A 17,022-nucleotide genomic window follows, 5' to 3' on the forward strand; every position below is an offset into this window, starting at 1 on the left:
ATAGGAGAAGATAAGTTTCAGATAACGCCCCTGAAGGGGGCTGATTCTATGCGCGGGCATTGTAGCGAAAACGTTTGCGCGATGCTCGTCAAAATTGCCGCAATGCAAGCAATGTGGATAAGTTTGTGTATAACTGGGTATAAGGTGGGGTTTTGCTGGGGATTGCAGCAGTCAGTCAAATTAGTGTCATTTAACCCTTGTCAGCCGCCGAGAACTCCCTATAATGCGCCTCCATCGACACGGAACAACGGCTTACAGGCCGGCGTGTTGAGAGGTTCAGGAAGTTCTGAACCGCCGGAAAAACTTCTCAAAAAGAGGTTGACTCCGAAGGAGGAAAGCGTAGTATACGCCACCTCGCGACAGGAAGCTCCGGCACTGTTCGCACCGCTCTTTAACAATTTATCAGACAATCTGTGTGGGCACTCGCAGGATTGATATCAGACACCTCCGGGTGTCAAAAAAAATATCAAGCCTCATGAGTGAACACATAATGACATTCATTATGACGTTTTACGATTGAGCATCGCTGAACTTGTTTCAGCAAATCGAACTTTTAATTGAAGAGTTTGATCATGGCTCAGATTGAACGCTGGCGGCAGGCCTAACACATGCAAGTCGAACGGTAGCACAGAGAGCTTGCTCTTGGGTGACGAGTGGCGGACGGGTGAGTAATGTCTGGGAAACTGCCCGATGGAGGGGGATAACTACTGGAAACGGTAGCTAATACCGCATAACGTCTACGGACCAAAGTGGGGGACCTTCGGGCCTCACGCCATCGGATGTGCCCAGATGGGATTAGCTAGTAGGTGGGGTAACGGCTCACCTAGGCGACGATCCCTAGCTGGTCTGAGAGGATGACCAGCCACACTGGAACTGAGACACGGTCCAGACTCCTACGGGAGGCAGCAGTGGGGAATATTGCACAATGGGCGCAAGCCTGATGCAGCCATGCCGCGTGTATGAAGAAGGCCTTCGGGTTGTAAAGTACTTTCAGCGGGGAGGAAGGCGATGGGGTTAATAACCCCGTCGATTGACGTTACCCGCAGAAGAAGCACCGGCTAACTCCGTGCCAGCAGCCGCGGTAATACGGAGGGTGCAAGCGTTAATCGGAATTACTGGGCGTAAAGCGCACGCAGGCGGTCTGTCAAGTCGGATGTGAAATCCCCGGGCTCAACCCGGGAACTGCATTCGAAACTGGCAGGCTAGAGTCTTGTAGAGGGGGGTAGAATTCCAGGTGTAGCGGTGAAATGCGTAGAGATCTGGAGGAATACCGGTGGCGAAGGCGGCCCCCTGGACAAAGACTGACGCTCAGGTGCGAAAGCGTGGGGAGCAAACAGGATTAGATACCCTGGTAGTCCACGCCGTAAACGATGTCGACTTGGAGGCTGTTCCCTTGAGGAGTGGCTTCCGGAGCTAACGCGTTAAGTCGACCGCCTGGGGAGTACGGCCGCAAGGTTAAAACTCAAATGAATTGACGGGGGCCCGCACAAGCGGTGGAGCATGTGGTTTAATTCGATGCAACGCGAAGAACCTTACCTGGCCTTGACATCCACGGAATTCGGCAGAGATGCCTTAGTGCCTTCGGGAACCGTGAGACAGGTGCTGCATGGCTGTCGTCAGCTCGTGTTGTGAAATGTTGGGTTAAGTCCCGCAACGAGCGCAACCCTTATCCTTTGTTGCCAGCGATTCGGTCGGGAACTCAAAGGAGACTGCCGGTGATAAACCGGAGGAAGGTGGGGATGACGTCAAGTCATCATGGCCCTTACGGCCAGGGCTACACACGTGCTACAATGGCGCATACAAAGAGAAGCGACCTCGCGAGAGCAAGCGGACCTCATAAAGTGCGTCGTAGTCCGGATCGGAGTCTGCAACTCGACTCCGTGAAGTCGGAATCGCTAGTAATCGTAGATCAGAATGCTACGGTGAATACGTTCCCGGGCCTTGTACACACCGCCCGTCACACCATGGGAGTGGGTTGCAAAAGAAGTAGGTAGCTTAACCTTCGGGAGGGCGCTTACCACTTTGTGATTCATGACTGGGGTGAAGTCGTAACAAGGTAACCGTAGGGGAACCTGCGGTTGGATCACCTCCTTACCTGAAGATACCTTCCGGCGCAGTGTCCACACAGATTGTCTGATGAAAAAGTAACGAGCAGAAAAACCTCTACAGGCTTGTAGCTCAGGTGGTTAGAGCGCACCCCTGATAAGGGTGAGGTCGGTGGTTCAAGTCCACTCAGGCCTACCAAATTCGCACTCATGCGGCGTTATGTACTCGGTCGTTTACTCTAAGTAAACTTCCCTCATACATGCCTTGCCTGAGCACGAATTACATTGTTTTTATTAACGAAAAACAATGTGACTCCTGGTAGAAAAAGGTTTCTGTAAGACCGTATGGGGCTATAGCTCAGCTGGGAGAGCGCCTGCCTTGCACGCAGGAGGTCAGCGGTTCGATCCCGCTTAGCTCCACCATATGGTTTTTCTATTTCAATACTTCAGAGCATACTGTCTAACAGTATGCTGCGAAGTATTATGCTCTTTAATAATCCGGAACAAGCTGAAAATTGAAACGACGTGTCGTATTCATTCTCCGTAATAAGAATGAAATCAACGATACGTTCGAGTCTCTCAAATGCTTACGACCGACACACGTCTTTCGGGACGCTTGTGGGTTGTGAGGTTAAGCGACTAAGCGTACACGGTGGATGCCTAGGCAGTCAGAGGCGATGAAGGGCGTGCTAATCTGCGATAAGCGTCGGTAAGGTGATATGAACCGCAACAACCGACGATACCCGAATGGGGAAACCCAGTGCAATCCGTTGCACTATCATGTCATGAATACATAGTGGCATGAGGCGAACCGGGGGAACTGAAACATCTAAGTACCCCGAGGAAAAGAAATCAACCGAGATTCCCCCAGTAGCGGCGAGCGAACGGGGAACAGCCCAGAACCTGAATCAGTTTGTGCATTAGTGGAAGCGTCTGGAAAGTCGCGCAGTAAAGGGTGACAGCCCCGTACACAAAAATGCACTTGCTGTGAGTTCGATGAGTAGGGCGGGACACGTGACATCCTGTCTGAATATGGGGGGACCATCCTCCAAGGCTAAATACTCCTGACTGACCGATAGTGAACCAGTACCGTGAGGGAAAGGCGAAAAGAACCCCGGCGAGGGGAGTGAAACAGAACCTGAAACCGTGTACGTACAAGCAGTGGGAGCACCTTCGTGGTGTGACTGCGTACCTTTTGTATAATGGGTCAGCGACTTATATTCTGTAGCAAGGTTAACCGTATAGGGGAGCCGCAGGGAAACCGAGTCTTAACTGGGCGTTAAGTTGCAGGGTATAGACCCGAAACCCGGTGATCTAGCCATGGGCAGGTTGAAGGTTGGGTAACACTAACTGGAGGACCGAACCGACTAATGTTGAAAAATTAGCGGATGACCTGTGGCTGGGGGTGAAAGGCCAATCAAACCGGGAGATAGCTGGTTCTCCCCGAAAGCTATTTAGGTAGCGCCTCGTGAACTCATCTCCGGGGGTAGAGCACTGTTTCGGCTAGGGGGCCATCCCGGCTTACCAACCCGATGCAAACTGCGAATACCGGAGAATGTTATCACGGGAGACACACGGCGGGTGCTAACGTCCGTCGTGAAGAGGGAAACAACCCAGACCGCCAGCTAAGGTCCCAAAGTCATGGTTAAGTGGGAAACGATGTGGGAAGGCACAGACAGCCAGGATGTTGGCTTAGAAGCAGCCATCATTTAAAGAAAGCGTAATAGCTCACTGGTCGAGTCGGCCTGCGCGGAAGATGTAACGGGGCTAAACCATGCACCGAAGCTGCGGCAGCGACGCTTATGCGTTGTTGGGTAGGGGAGCGTTCTGTAAGCCGTCGAAGGTGTGCTGTGAGGCATGCTGGAGGTATCAGAAGTGCGAATGCTGACATAAGTAACGATAAAGCGGGTGAAAAGCCCGCTCGCCGGAAGACCAAGGGTTCCTGTCCAACGTTAATCGGGGCAGGGTGAGTCGACCCCTAAGGCGAGGCCGAAAGGCGTAGTCGATGGGAAACGGGTTAATATTCCCGTACTGGGCGTTACTGCGAAGGGGGGACGGAGAAGGCTATGTTAGCCGGGCGACGGTTGTCCCGGTTTAAGCGTGTAGGCTTGAGTTCCAGGCAAATCCGGAACTCTTTAAGGCTGAGGCGTGATGACGAGGCACTACGGTGCTGAAGTAACAAATGCCCTGCTTCCAGGAAAAGCCTCTAAGCATCAGGTAACGACCAATCGTACCCCAAACCGACACAGGTGGTCAGGTAGAGAATACCAAGGCGCTTGAGAGAACTCGGGTGAAGGAACTAGGCAAAATGGTGCCGTAACTTCGGGAGAAGGCACGCTGGCGCGTAGGTGAAGCGACAAGCTCGTGGAGCCGAAGCCAGTCGAAGATACCAGCTGGCTGCAACTGTTTATTAAAAACACAGCACTGTGCAAACACGAAAGTGGACGTATACGGTGTGACGCCTGCCCGGTGCCGGAAGGTTAATTGATGGGGTTATCCGCAAGGAGAAGCTCTTGATCGAAGCCCCGGTAAACGGCGGCCGTAACTATAACGGTCCTAAGGTAGCGAAATTCCTTGTCGGGTAAGTTCCGACCTGCACGAATGGCGTAATGATGGCCAGGCTGTCTCCACCCGAGACTCAGTGAAATTGAACTCGCTGTGAAGATGCAGTGTACCCGCGGCAAGACGGAAAGACCCCGTGAACCTTTACTACAGCTTGACACTGAACATTGAGCCTTGATGTGTAGGATAGGTGGGAGGCTTCGAAGCGTGGACGCCAGTCTGCGTGGAGCCAACCTTGAAATACCACCCTTTAACGTTTGATGTTCTAACCTGGCGCCGTGATCCGGCGTGGGGACAGTGTCTGGTGGGTAGTTTGACTGGGGCGGTCTCCTCCTAAAGAGTAACGGAGGAGCACGAAGGTCAGCTAATCACGGTCGGACATCGTGAGGTTAGTGCAATGGCATAAGCTGGCTTGACTGCGAGAGTGACGGCTCGAGCAGGTGCGAAAGCAGGTCATAGTGATCCGGTGGTTCTGAATGGAAGGGCCATCGCTCAACGGATAAAAGGTACTCCGGGGATAACAGGCTGATACCGCCCAAGAGTTCATATCGACGGCGGTGTTTGGCACCTCGATGTCGGCTCATCACATCCTGGGGCTGAAGTAGGTCCCAAGGGTACGGCTGTTCGCCGTTTAAAGTGGTACGCGAGCTGGGTTTAGAACGTCGTGAGACAGTTCGGTCCCTATCTGCCGTGGGCGCTGGAAGATTGAGAGGGGTTGCTCCTAGTACGAGAGGACCGGAGTGAACGCACCGCTGGTGTTCGGGTTGTCATGCCAATGGCATTGCCCGGTAGCTAAGTGCGGAAAAGATAAGCGCTGAAAGCATCTAAGCGCGAAACTTGCCTCGAGATGAATCTTCCCTGACTCCTTGAGAGTCCTGAAGGGACGTTGAAGACTACGACGTTGATAGGCCGGGTGTGTAAGCGCAGCGATGCGTTGAGCTAACCGGTACTAATGACCCGTGAGGCTTAACCTTACAACGCCAGAAGCGTTCTGGGTTGTGTTGAGAGACGTAAAGATATTTTCAGCTTGTTCACCGGAATCGAGTCCGAAGGATTTTGCGCTGAGGCAAGGCGGCAACCGAGACGGCATGAAGGAGCATACATCAGTATGTGACAGAGTGACGCGAGGGCGGCCAACGCGGCATCAGCGCAAAAGACACAGGACAGAGCACAAAGAATTTGCCTGGCGGCTTTAGCGCGGTGGTCCCACCTGACCCCATGCCGAACTCAGAAGTGAAACGCCGTAGCGCCGATGGTAGTGTGGGGTCTCCCCATGCGAGAGTAGGGAACTGCCAGGCATCAAATTAAGACCAGTTATCTGGTCGTGACTTTACCCCTGACAAGGTAAAGGTGATACACCTGAAATCAGACGTTTTCTGATATCAGTACAGAATCGGTGGAGCGGTAGTTCAGTTGGTTAGAATACCTGCCTGTCACGCAGGGGGTCGCGGGTTCGAGCCCCGTCCGTTCCGCCACCCTTTTAGGGGCGTAGTTCAATTGGTAGAGCACCGGTCTCCAAAACCGGGTGTTGGGAGTTCGAGTCTCTCCGCCCCTGCCAAAATAAGAAAAACCTTGCTTCGGCAAGGTTTTTTTTTGCCCAAAAATCCACTTTTACCCGCCACGACTCATCATTTCAGACAGTGTTTTGTAAAAAAAGGGCCAGCAATCTGACCCCGATATTCTTTTCCTGCCGTCTATGTGTGAGCATTTACCGGAAACTTAAGCAGCTGACTGATTTGCACTTGCCGATCGCTGCTCTCCAGCCATACTGCATACAGTGGTCTGGAAGCCACAGCCGTATCAGGAATAACCACAAGATCGCTATACTCTTTTCCCCAGAACTCCGGCAAAAATGCGCAGGCTCCTGTGGTGTTAAGCAGCTGGCGGGTTAAATGTGCCGATGTCGTGGTTAGTACCGGCACATCATCAGCCCCAGCAAGAAAGCTTTCGTGCTGGTGAAAATCAGCCCCCCACTCTATTTTAATATATTGATATTTATCTTTTTTATTGAATTTTCGCGACCGAAATAGCGACAGTGAGATATGGCCTATTTGCTGGCTGGCCAGCTCGTCCATTTTTGGCGCTTCAGTCGTAATCAGAAGATCAAGATGACGTTCATGAAGTTGGTTAATCAGCAAATTCCGCTGTGCCACACGCGCCTCAATATGTAAATTCTCGTGCTTTTCATACAGTGTCTGTAGCCAGGGGGTGAGATATGCTTCCCACAGAGAGGCACTGGCCCCTATCGATAGCTCATGATGCTGCTGGGTATGCGCCACCTCTTTTTTTGCCATCAGCCAGGTGTTTATCAATTTTTCCGCATAGGGCAGCAAGCGTTCGCCTGCGGACGTCAGTCTGATGTTGTTACGGTGACGTGTAAACAGATTCACTCCCAGCTGATTTTCAAGCTGCCTGATGCGAAAACTCACAGCTGATTGAGTGAGGTAGAGCGCTTCGGCAGCGCGTCCAAAGTGTCGTGTTCTGCTCACTTCAAGAAAGGTTTTCAGTAATTCTGTATCCACATCCAACTCCTAAAAAACATTTATCGTCATGATTTAAATGTTTTGTTTTACACTCTGTCAAGCCTATCGAATACTCCGCGCCATAAATAGCACGGCCATAGAAGAGTCAGGAGCGTGTAAATGGCGGAAAGCTTCGCAACAACAAATCGTTTTTTTGATAACAAACATTACCCTCGCGGCTTCTCACGTCACGGCGATTTTACTATCAAAGAAGCTCAACTTCTTGAGCGTTATGGTTACGCTTTCAACGAGCTGGATCTCGCAAAGCGTCAACCCACTACGGAAGAAGAGCATCTGTTTATTGAGGTATGCCGTGGTGTACGTGAGCCGCAAACCGAAGCGGAAAAGGTGTGGTCAAAATATATGACCCGGATTAAACGCCCCAAACGTTTTCATACTCTTTCCGGCGGCAAACCGCAGATGGAAGGTGTTGAGGACTATTCGGACAGTGATGATTAGAAATAAAGGGCTTCGGCCCTTTTTTTATTCCTGTCAGTCCAGGCTATTTTGCAAATGGATTAGCAGTCGATCGATAGCCCGATAGCTAACGGCCTCGGTCAGATGATCCCGACTAATAATATGTTCCCCTGCTAAGTCCGCGATCGTGCGGGCAACCTTGAGTATGCGTTGCCAGGCTCGCACTGACAGACCGAGTTGGAGAATGACCTGCTCTAGCCATTCTGCATCCACAGGCGACAGTGTACAGCAAGCCCGTATTTCCTGGTTGTTCATTGCCGAATTCATTTTACTGCAGCGTGCCAGCTGACGCTCCCGAGCCAATACTACGCGCTCACGGACCTGTTGGCTGGACTCGCTTTCGTCGCGTCGATGACTTAGCGCTCCCGGTGCCAGCAGCGGGACTTCAAGAGAAATATCGAATCGATCGAGGAAGGGGCCAGACAGGCGACTGAGATAGCGCAATGTCTGCTGGGGGGATGAGCGATTATGCAGGCCGCGATAGTGGCCGGTAGGACTGGGATTCATTGCTGCAACCAGCTGGAAGCGTGCCGGATAGGTAATCTTTGCTCTGGCGCGTGAAATAGTGATCTCCCCCGACTCAAGCGGTTCGCGTAGCGCATCAAGCGCCCGGCGCTCGAACTCAGGCAACTCATCGAGAAACAGTATCCCGTTATGGGCTAAAGATATTTCGCCAGGCTTAGGCAGCGACCCTCCGCCGACCAGCGCATACAGTGATGCGCTGTGGTGAGGGGCCCGATAGGGCCTCTGGCGCCAATTGCGCTGCAGCTCGCCGCTATTGACCAGACTGGCGACGCTGGCGCTTTCTAACGCCTCGCGATCGCTCAGGGGCGGCATCAGGCCGTTTAGTCGGGAAGCAAGCATTGTCTTTCCGGTCCCCGGCGGGCCAATAAACAACAGATTGTGGCCTCCTGCGGCAGCAATCTCAAGCGCGCGCTTAGCCTGCTGCTGGCCGATGACTTCGTTCAGGTCTCCGGAGGCCGGAGGGCATTCCTGCGGTTCGCCATGAGCCGCTTCCAACTTTGCTTCGTCCTGTAAAAACGCACATACCTCCAGCAGGTGCATGGCTATCAAACTTTCTCCCTGACTTATCAAGCTGACATCATGCTGGTTATCTGCTGACAGGATCAGCTGCCGCTGGGCATTCAGGGCTGCCAGCGCGGCAGGGATAGCGCCCTGTACGCCGCGTAGCGCGCCTGTAAGCGCTAATTCACCGAGGAACTCATACCGCGTCAGTTTTTCAGCAGGAATCTGTTCTGACGCGGCGAGAATGGCGATAGCGATAGGGAGGTCATATCTGCCGCCTTCTTTGGGAAGATCCGCAGGTGCCAGGCTGACGGTGATCCGTTTAGCCGGGAAGTTGAACCCGCTGTTGATGATAGCGCTACGCACTCTGTCACGCGCTTCCTTGACGGTTGTTTCTGGCAATCCGACCAGTGACAGCGCGGGTAGCCCATTGCTGAGATGAACTTCTACAGACACCAACGGTGCCTGAATGCCAATCGCGGCACGGGTAAAAGCAACAGATAACGACATAAACTCTCCTTGTATTCGCCTACTCTGTACTACCTGATCTCATACAGCGAGAAAGAAATTTGTGGATTATGCGCCTCCCCGCAAGGCTTTTTAGCTTTGTGAAATACGTACCTTTTATTTGCGAAGGCGATCGGAGCTGGCTAACTCTGTGGGTAAAAAAAAGTAACCCTTCGTGACTAATGAGGGAAATTCATTTAGGGCTTAGTTATTGAATGGCAGATAAATTTTTAAAATTTGCGTTGACGATCATAAATAAATTTACGAAAAAAGTTGAATTAAAGGCACTTACTGTGATAACTCTGTAGGCATTACTTCGAACAAGTGAACAAAAAGAATTCCAATGAAAGCCCTTCTACGAGTCGTCAGCCTGGTCCTAATTAACGTCGTCGTGATTATTATCACGCCGTGCGGGGCTACGCTCGGAGAAAGAAAGGCTTAAAAATCAAGCCTGATTTCGAAAGAACCCCCGCACCGAAAGGTCCGGGGGTTTTTTTTTATCAGGTCATCAAATACAGAGGTACGGATATCGAATAGCAGCATAATATGCTGCTCTCGCCGGCAAGAGGTGGTGGAATAACTATGAATGGTGCTCAGTGGGTAGTTCAATCTTTGCGTGCACAGGGAGTCGAAACCGTTTTCGGCTACCCGGGCGGTGCAATCATGCCGGTTTATGACGCGCTTTATGACGGCGGGGTCGAACACCTGCTGTGTCGCCACGAGCAGGGTGCGGCTATGGCCGCGATCGGTTATGCCCGTGCTACCGGCAAAGTCGGCGTTTGCATCGCGACTTCGGGGCCGGGTGCGACTAACCTGATCACCGGGTTGGCTGACGCCATGCTTGACTCTGTGCCCATTGTTGCCATCACCGGGCAGGTTTCTTCAGCGGTGATGGGAACCGATGCCTTTCAGGAAATCGACGTTCTGGGCCTGTCGCTGGCCTGTACTAAACACAGCTTCCTTGTTGAATCGCTTGCTGAACTGCCGTCGGTGTTGGCTGAAGCGTTTGCCATCGCTAAATCGGGCCGCCCGGGGCCGGTGCTGGTCGATATCCCTAAAGATATACAGCTGGCTCATGGCGAATTAACCGCGCACCTGATGCCGGTTGAGCCGGAGATGGCGCACCCTGACACAGAATTGCAGCAGGCGCGTGAGCTGCTGGCGCGATCTAAAAAACCCATCCTGTATGTTGGCGGTGGAGTAGGCATGGCGAATGCGGTTGATGCCCTGCGTGCTTTCGCCAGCGCCAGCGGAATTCCTACCGTTGCCACCCTGAAGGGGTTGGGTACGCCGGATGCAGATGATGCCTGTTATCTGGGGATGCTGGGGATGCACGGAACGAAAGCGGCAAACCTTGCGGTCCAGCGCTGTGACCTGCTGATCGCCGTTGGCGCACGTTTCGACGACCGGGTCACCGGGAAACTCGACACCTTTGCACCCCATGCCAGCGTAATCCATCTTGATATCGACCCGGCTGAACTGCATAAGCTGCGCCGGGCGCACGTTGGGCTGCAGGGTGATATCAATAAGCTGTTACCGGATTTACATCAGCCGGCAGACATCAGCGCCTGGCGCGAAGAGGTCATTGCCTTAAAAGCCGGGCACGGCTGGCGTTACGATCATCCGGGTGAAGCCATTTATGCCCCGCTGCTGCTGAAGCAGCTGTCAGACCGCAAACCACAGAGCGCGGTCGTCACCACCGATGTGGGTCAGCACCAGATGTGGACCGCCCAACACATGCGCTTCAACCGCCCGGAAAACTTCATTACCTCGAGCGGGCTGGGCACGATGGGCTTCGGACTGCCTGCCGCCGTTGGAGCACAGGTTGCCCGACCGGATGACACGGTGATCTGCGTCTCCGGCGATGGTTCCTTTATGATGAACGTCCAGGAGCTGGGTACGATTAAGCGCAAACAGCTGCCGGTAAAAATTCTGCTGTTGGATAATCAACGTCTGGGTATGGTACGCCAGTGGCAACAGCTGTTCTTCGAAGAGCGCTACAGTGAAACCAACTTGTCCGATAACCCCGATTTCCTCGTGCTGGCCAGCGCTTTCGGGATTAAAGGCCAGCGTATTACGCGAAAAGATCAGGTCGATGCCGCATTAGATGAGCTGTTGCACAGTGAAGGTCCCTACCTGCTTCATGTGGCGATTGACGAACATGAGAACGTCTGGCCTCTGGTGCCGCCGGGTGCCAGCAATGAAAATATGATGGAGAGAACCGCATGAAACAGCATCAATTGTCTATAGAAGCGCGCTTTCGACCAGAAATACTGGAGCGCATTTTGCGCGTCGTTCGCCACCGTGGTTTTCAGGTGTGCTCAATGAATATGGCATCGCTGACCAATACCTCCAATATTAATATTGAGATGATCGTTGCCAGCCAGCGCTCCGTCGATTTACTGTCAACGCAGCTAAGTAAATTAATGGATGTTGCCTGCGTTCAGATCCAACAACAAACAACACAACAAATCCGCGCATAAGCGCGCAAGGAAACAAGAATGACGAAGAAAGCAGACTTTATCTGGTTCAATGGCGAGATGGTCAAGTGGGAAGAGGCGAAAGTCAGCGTCATGTCTCACGCATTGCACTACGGCACGTCGGTATTTGAAGGCGTCCGCTGCTATGACTCGCACAAAGGGCCGGTGGTCTTCCGCCATCGTGAACATATGCAGCGCCTGCGCGATTCGGCAAAAATCTATCGTTTTCCGGTGAGCCTGAGCGTTGATGAGCTGATGGAAGCCTGCCGTGCCACCTTGCGCAAAAACAACCTGAAAAGTGCTTATATTCGTCCTCTGGTGTTTGTCGGTGATGTCGGCCTGGGCGTCAACCCGCCGGACGGCTATGAAACTGACGTCATTATCGCCGCCTTCCCGTGGGGTGCGTACCTGGGCGCGGAAGCGCTGGAGCAGGGTATCGACGCGATGGTCTCGTCGTGGAACCGCGTTGCGCCAAACACTCTGCCAACGGCAGCAAAAGCCGGCGGCAACTACCTGTCATCGCTGCTGGTCGGTAGTGAAGCTCGCCGCCACGGTTATCAGGAAGGCATCGCGCTGGATACCCAAGGCTATATCTCTGAAGGGGCCGGTGAAAACCTGTTCGAAGTCAAAGACGGCATCCTGTTCACGCCGCCATTTACCTCGTCAGCGCTGCCGGGCATTACCCGCGATGCGATCATCAAACTGGCACAGGATATGGGTATTGAAGTGCGTGAGCAGGTGCTGTCACGCGAATCCCTGTACCTGGCCGACGAAGTCTTTATGTCAGGCACCGCCGCAGAGATCACTCCGGTGCGCAGCGTAGACGGCATTCAGGTTGGCGAAGGCAAGCGTGGCCCGGTCACCGCACGTATTCAGTCTGCGTTCTTTGGCCTGTTCACCGGCGAAACCGAAGATAAATGGGGCTGGTTGGATCCGGTTAACCCATAAAAATTTTTTTTCGCGGTCGTCAACAGACGGCCGCGCACTGTCTGATTTCTGGAGTATAAGAGCATGCCAAAGTACCGTTCTGCCACCACCACCCACGGACGTAACATGGCGGGTGCGCGCGCCCTGTGGCGCGCCACAGGAATGACCGACGATGATTTCGGCAAGCCGATCATTGCGGTAGTTAACTCCTTTACGCAGTTTGTACCGGGTCACGTTCATCTGCGCGATCTGGGTAAGCTGGTGGCAGAGGAGATCGAAGCGTCCGGCGGCGTGGCGAAAGAGTTCAACACTATCGCGGTGGATGATGGCATCGCCATGGGCCACGGCGGCATGCTGTATTCTCTGCCGTCGCGCGAGCTGATCGCCGACTCGGTAGAATACATGGTCAATGCGCACTGTGCTGATGCCATGGTCTGTATCTCCAACTGTGACAAAATCACCCCAGGCATGCTGATGGCGTCACTGCGCCTGAACATTCCGGTGATCTTCGTGTCCGGCGGCCCGATGGAAGCCGGTAAAACCAAGCTGTCTGATAAAATCATCAAGCTGGATCTGGTCGATGCCATGATCCAGGGCGCAAACCCGAACGTTAGCGATGCCGATAGCGATCAAATTGAGCGCTCTGCCTGTCCGACCTGCGGTTCCTGCTCCGGCATGTTTACCGCTAACTCAATGAACTGTCTGACCGAAGCGCTGGGTCTGTCGCAGCCGGGGAACGGCTCGCTGCTGGCCACCCATGCAGATCGCCGCGAACTGTTTCTTAACGCGGGTCGTCGTATCGTTGCACTGACTAAGCGTTACTACGAGCAGGATGACGAAAGCGCGCTGCCGCGCAACATCGCCAGCAAAGCGGCGTTCGAAAACGCCATGACGCTGGATATCGCGATGGGTGGTTCCACTAACACCGTGCTGCACCTGCTGGCGGCGGCACAGGAAGGGGAAATCGACTTCGATATCTCCGACATCGACAGGCTCTCGCGCCTGGTTCCGCATCTGTGCAAAGTGGCTCCCAGCACCCCGAAATATCACATGGAAGATGTCCACCGTGCCGGCGGCGTGCTCGGCATTCTCGGCGAACTGGATCGCGCCGGGCTGATGGACAACAGCGTGCGCAATATTTTGGGCCTGAGCCTGCGTGAAACGCTGGATCGCTACGACATTATGCTGACGCAGGATGACGCGGTGAAAAAGATGTTCCGCGCCGGCCCGGCCGGTATTCGTACCACGCAGGCGTTCTCACAGGACACCCGCTGGGAAACGCTGGACGACGATCGCCAGCACGGCTGTATTCGCGCCCGTGAGTTCGCCTTCAGCCAGGACGGGGGGCTGGCGGTGCTGTACGGCAACCTGGCGGAAAATGGCTGTATCGTGAAGACCGCCGGCGTTGACGAAGGCAGCCTGGTCTTCAGCGGCCCGGCCAAAGTGTACGAAAGCCAGGATGACGCGGTGGCGGCGATCCTCGGCGGCAAAGTGGTGGCAGGTGATGTGGTGGTGATCCGCTACGAAGGTCCGAAAGGCGGGCCGGGCATGCAGGAAATGCTCTATCCCACCACCTATCTGAAATCGATGGGGTTGGGTAAAGCCTGTGCGCTGATCACCGATGGCCGTTTCTCCGGCGGAACCTCCGGGCTGTCGATCGGTCATGCTTCGCCGGAAGCGGCCAGCGGCGGCACCATCGCGCTGGTGAAAGATGGCGACATCATTAATATCGATATCCCACAGCGCGGTATTCAGCTGGACGTGGCGGAAAACGAGCTGGCCGCGCGGCGTCTGGAAGAAGATGCCCGTGGCGAAGCGGCCTATACCCCGCACGGGCGTGAGCGTCAGGTCTCCTTTGCTTTGCGCGCCTACGCAACGTTGGCCACCAGCGCCGACAAAGGTGCCGTACGTGATAAAAGTAAGCTGGGAGGCTAACAAAAATGGCTGAGTCTCAACCGCTGTCCGCACAACCCAGTGGCGCTGAATATCTGCGCGCGGTACTGCGCGCGCCGGTCTATGAAGCTGCACAGGTTACCCCGTTGCAGAAAATGGAAAAGATCTCTGCGCGCCTCGGCAATACGATTTTAGTGAAGCGTGAAGATCGCCAGCCGGTGCACAGCTTCAAGCTGCGCGGTGCCTATGCGATGATCGCCGGGCTGAATGAAGATCAGAAAGCGCAGGGGGTGGTGACCGCGTCGGCGGGTAACCATGCTCAGGGCGTGGCGCTGTCGGCGACTAAGTTAGGCATCAAGTCCCTGATCGTGATGCCGGTTGCCACGGCAGATATCAAAGTCGATGCGGTGCGGGCGTTTGGCGGTGAGGCTTACCTGTTTGGTGCCAACTTTGACGAAGCCAAAGCCAAAGCGCTGGAGCTGGCGCAGCAGCACGGCTACACCTTCGTGCCGCCCTTCGATCATCCGATGGTGATCGCCGGGCAGGGCACGCTGGCGATGGAGCTGCTACAGCAGGATGCTCACCTCGATCGCATATTTGTGCCGGTGGGCGGCGGCGGGCTGGCGGCAGGTGTTGCGGTGCTGATCAAGCAGCTGATGCCGCAGATCAAAGTGATTGCCGTAGAGGCCGCAGATTCAGCCTGCCTGAAGGCGGCGCTGGATGCGGGTCATCCGGTCGATCTGCCGCGCGTTGGGCTGTTTGCCGAAGGCGTAGCGGTAAAACGTATCGGCAGCGAAACCTTCCGTTTGTGCCAGGCGTATCTTGACGACATCGTGACCGTTGACAGCGATGCGATCTGCGCCGCCGTGAAAGATCTGTTTGACGATGTGCGGGCGGTAGCCGAGCCGTCAGGGGCGTTGGCGTTGGCAGGGATGAAAAAGTATATTCAGCAGCACCAGATCAAGGGAGAGCGCCTTGCTCACGTGCTGTCCGGGGCCAACGTTAACTTCCACGGGTTGCGTTACGTTTCCGAGCGCTGCGAACTGGGCGAACAGCGGGAAGCGCTGCTGGCCGTCACCATCCCGGAGCAGAAGGGCAGCTTTCTGCGCTTCTGCCAGCTGCTGGGAGGGCGTGCGGTAACCGAGTTTAACTACCGCTATGCCAATGCTGACGATGCCTGCATTTTCGTCGGCGTGCGCCTGACGCGGGGAGCGGAAGAGCGGCAGGAGATCCTGCAACTGTTGGGCGAAGGCGGCTACAAGGTGGTGGATCTGTCCGACGACGAAATGGCGAAGCTGCACGTGCGCTATATGGTTGGCGGGCGTCCTTCTAAACCGCTGCGCGAGCGCCTGTTCAGCTTTGAGTTCCCGGAAGCGCCGGGAGCGCTGCTGCGTTTCCTACAGACGCTGGGCACCCACTGGAATATCTCGCTGTTCCACTATCGCAGTCATGGCACCGACTACGGTCGCGTGCTGGCGGCCTTTGAGCTGAGCGACAGCGAGCCGCAGTTTGAAGAGCATCTGGCGGCGCTGGGTTATGACTTCCATGATGAAAGTGATAACCCGTCGTTCCGTTTCTTCCTCGCGGGTTAAAGCAGTTTCCAGAAAGCATCAATCAGCGGCTCCAGGAGCCGCTTTTTTTGTACGCATACACCCAGCTCCAGCGGGGCGACCATCTCCACGTCTGCCAGTTCCAAAATGCGGTTGCGCACCGCCTCTGGGCTGTTTTCCAGCACCACGTCCGGCAGCAGGGCGATCCCACAGCCAACCGCCACCATCGAGACAATCGCCTCATGCCCGGACACCGTGGCATAGATCTGTGGGTTGGCGATGCGGCGGTGACGGAACCAAAGGTCGATGCGGCGGCGCGAAGGCCCCTGGTCGGGCAGAATAAAGGGGATCTGCGACCAGTCGGGCTCCGGCTGCGTTGCCAGCGTGCGTACCGGGCAGGGCAGCGCCGGGGCTATCAGCACTAACGGGATCAGCCCCAGCGGGGTAAAGCCTACGCTGGCGGGAAGGGTTTCCGGCCGTCCGGCAATGGCGAGATCCATCTCTCCGGACTGCACTTTTTCCACCGCATCGGCGGCATCACCGGTGGTCAGCTTGATTTCAACCAGAGGGTGCTCGGCGCGAAAACGGTCGAGGATCGGCGGCAGATGGCTGTAGGCGGCCGTTACCGAGCAAAACAGCCTTAACTCTCCGCTGAGTGACGGGCCGTTTTGTCCGAGCGCGTGGCACATTTGTTGATATTGCAACAGTGTCTGCTGAGCGAACTGGCGCAGATGTTCACCGGCATCGGTCAGGGTCACCGTGCGGTTATCGCGTAAAAAAAGCGTCTGGCCGAGGTCGTCTTCCAGCCGCTGGATCTGCCGCGACAGCGTTGACGGACTGACGTGCATGGCGCGTGCGCTGCGCGCGAAATGTCGGCTGTCAGCAAGATGGAGAAACAGTTTCAGGTCACGCAGATCCATGGGATTCAGCCTTTGTATTCACGTTGCAAAAAGTGCAATATCACGTTGTTAATATATCAATTTAAGCAATGTATTTCCTGTCATATGATAAGGTCTATTCAGGGCAGGGGAAT

The 17,022-nt window shown here is 54.8% G+C and carries 10 protein-coding genes, 4 tRNA genes and 3 rRNA genes; 14 read left to right on the forward strand and 3 right to left on the reverse strand.

What is annotated here, in order from left to right; all coding sequences use genetic code 11:
- Positions 1 to 554 precede the first annotated feature (554 nt).
- The 7 genes from ETA_RS01930 to ETA_RS01960 all read left to right on the forward strand — a co-directional run bounded on the left by ETA_RS01930 (position 555) and on the right by ETA_RS01960 (position 6,165).
- Positions 555 to 2,094 (forward strand): 16S ribosomal RNA (locus ETA_RS01930).
- A 73-nt stretch (positions 2,095 to 2,167) separates the two neighbouring features.
- Positions 2,168 to 2,244 (forward strand) — tRNA-Ile (locus ETA_RS01935).
- A gap of 148 nt (positions 2,245 to 2,392) precedes the next feature.
- Positions 2,393 to 2,468 (forward strand) — tRNA-Ala (locus ETA_RS01940).
- A 206-nt stretch (positions 2,469 to 2,674) separates the two neighbouring features.
- Positions 2,675 to 5,581 (forward strand): 23S ribosomal RNA (locus tag ETA_RS01945).
- Positions 5,582 to 5,789: 208 nt separating this feature from the next.
- A 5S ribosomal RNA gene (gene rrf, locus ETA_RS01950) occupies positions 5,790 to 5,905 on the forward strand.
- The 16S, 23S and 5S rRNA genes sit together here with 4 tRNA genes alongside, the layout of an rRNA operon.
- Before the next feature lie 100 nt (positions 5,906 to 6,005).
- Positions 6,006 to 6,082, forward strand: a tRNA-Asp gene (locus ETA_RS01955).
- A 7-nt stretch (positions 6,083 to 6,089) separates the two neighbouring features.
- Positions 6,090 to 6,165 (forward strand) — tRNA-Trp (locus ETA_RS01960).
- A 136-nt stretch (positions 6,166 to 6,301) separates the two neighbouring features.
- On the opposite strand, the gene hdfR is transcribed toward ETA_RS01960, so the two are convergent.
- Positions 6,302 to 7,129, reverse strand: a complete 828-nt coding sequence (gene hdfR / locus ETA_RS01965; protein ID WP_012439947.1) for an HTH-type transcriptional regulator HdfR — start codon at positions 7,127 to 7,129, stop codon at positions 6,302 to 6,304.
- A 120-nt stretch (positions 7,130 to 7,249) separates the two neighbouring features.
- Here hdfR and ETA_RS01970 point away from each other — a divergent pair, with 120 nt between their 5' ends.
- Positions 7,250 to 7,588 carry a DUF413 domain-containing protein gene (locus ETA_RS01970; protein WP_012439948.1) on the forward strand — a complete coding sequence of 113 codons (339 nt, stop codon included), beginning with the start codon at positions 7,250 to 7,252 and terminating at the stop codon, positions 7,586 to 7,588.
- Positions 7,589 to 7,621: 33 nt separating this feature from the next.
- On the opposite strand, the gene ETA_RS01975 is transcribed toward ETA_RS01970, so the two are convergent.
- Positions 7,622 to 9,142 carry a YifB family Mg chelatase-like AAA ATPase gene (locus ETA_RS01975; RefSeq protein ID WP_012439949.1) on the reverse strand — a complete coding sequence of 507 codons (1,521 nt, stop codon included), beginning with the start codon at positions 9,140 to 9,142 and terminating at the stop codon, positions 7,622 to 7,624.
- A 340-nt stretch (positions 9,143 to 9,482) separates the two neighbouring features.
- Here ETA_RS01975 and ilvL point away from each other — a divergent pair, with 340 nt between their 5' ends.
- The 6 genes from ilvL to ilvA all read left to right on the forward strand — a co-directional run bounded on the left by ilvL (position 9,483) and on the right by ilvA (position 16,031).
- The gene (ilvL, locus tag ETA_RS19815; protein WP_157037486.1) at positions 9,483 to 9,581 is read left to right on the forward strand and encodes an ilv operon leader peptide; all 99 of its coding nucleotides are present in this window, start codon (positions 9,483 to 9,485) and stop codon (positions 9,579 to 9,581) included.
- Between the two features lie 140 nt (positions 9,582 to 9,721).
- A complete protein-coding gene (gene ilvG, locus ETA_RS01980) occupies positions 9,722 to 11,368 on the forward strand; it encodes an acetolactate synthase 2 catalytic subunit (protein ID WP_012439950.1) in 1,647 nt (548 codons plus the stop codon).
- Positions 11,365 to 11,622, forward strand: a complete 258-nt coding sequence (gene ilvM, locus ETA_RS01985) for an acetolactate synthase 2 small subunit (RefSeq protein ID WP_012439951.1) — start codon at positions 11,365 to 11,367, stop codon at positions 11,620 to 11,622. Before ilvG ends, ilvM begins: the two co-directional genes overlap by 4 nt.
- Before the next feature lie 18 nt (positions 11,623 to 11,640).
- Positions 11,641 to 12,567 (forward strand): branched-chain amino acid transaminase, encoded by a 927-nt coding sequence (locus ETA_RS01990; RefSeq protein ID WP_012439952.1) that lies wholly within the window; start codon positions 11,641 to 11,643, stop codon positions 12,565 to 12,567.
- 63 nt (positions 12,568 to 12,630) lie between these two features.
- A complete protein-coding gene (ilvD, locus tag ETA_RS01995; RefSeq protein WP_012439953.1) occupies positions 12,631 to 14,481 on the forward strand; it encodes a dihydroxy-acid dehydratase in 1,851 nt (616 codons plus the stop codon).
- A 5-nt stretch (positions 14,482 to 14,486) separates the two neighbouring features.
- Positions 14,487 to 16,031: a threonine ammonia-lyase, biosynthetic gene (ilvA, locus tag ETA_RS02000; protein WP_012439954.1), complete on the forward strand. Its 1,545-nt coding sequence runs from the start codon at positions 14,487 to 14,489 to the stop codon at positions 16,029 to 16,031.
- Here the strand turns inward: ilvA and ilvY are convergent.
- Positions 16,028 to 16,909 carry an HTH-type transcriptional activator IlvY gene (gene ilvY, locus ETA_RS02005; RefSeq protein ID WP_012439955.1) on the reverse strand — a complete coding sequence of 294 codons (882 nt, stop codon included), beginning with the start codon at positions 16,907 to 16,909 and terminating at the stop codon, positions 16,028 to 16,030. The genes ilvA and ilvY overlap by 4 nt on opposite strands.
- Positions 16,910 to 17,022: the final 113 nt, after the last annotated feature.

The sequence above is a fragment of the Erwinia tasmaniensis Et1/99 genome (genome assembly GCF_000026185.1).
Taxonomy (GTDB): domain Bacteria; phylum Pseudomonadota; class Gammaproteobacteria; order Enterobacterales; family Enterobacteriaceae; genus Erwinia; species Erwinia tasmaniensis.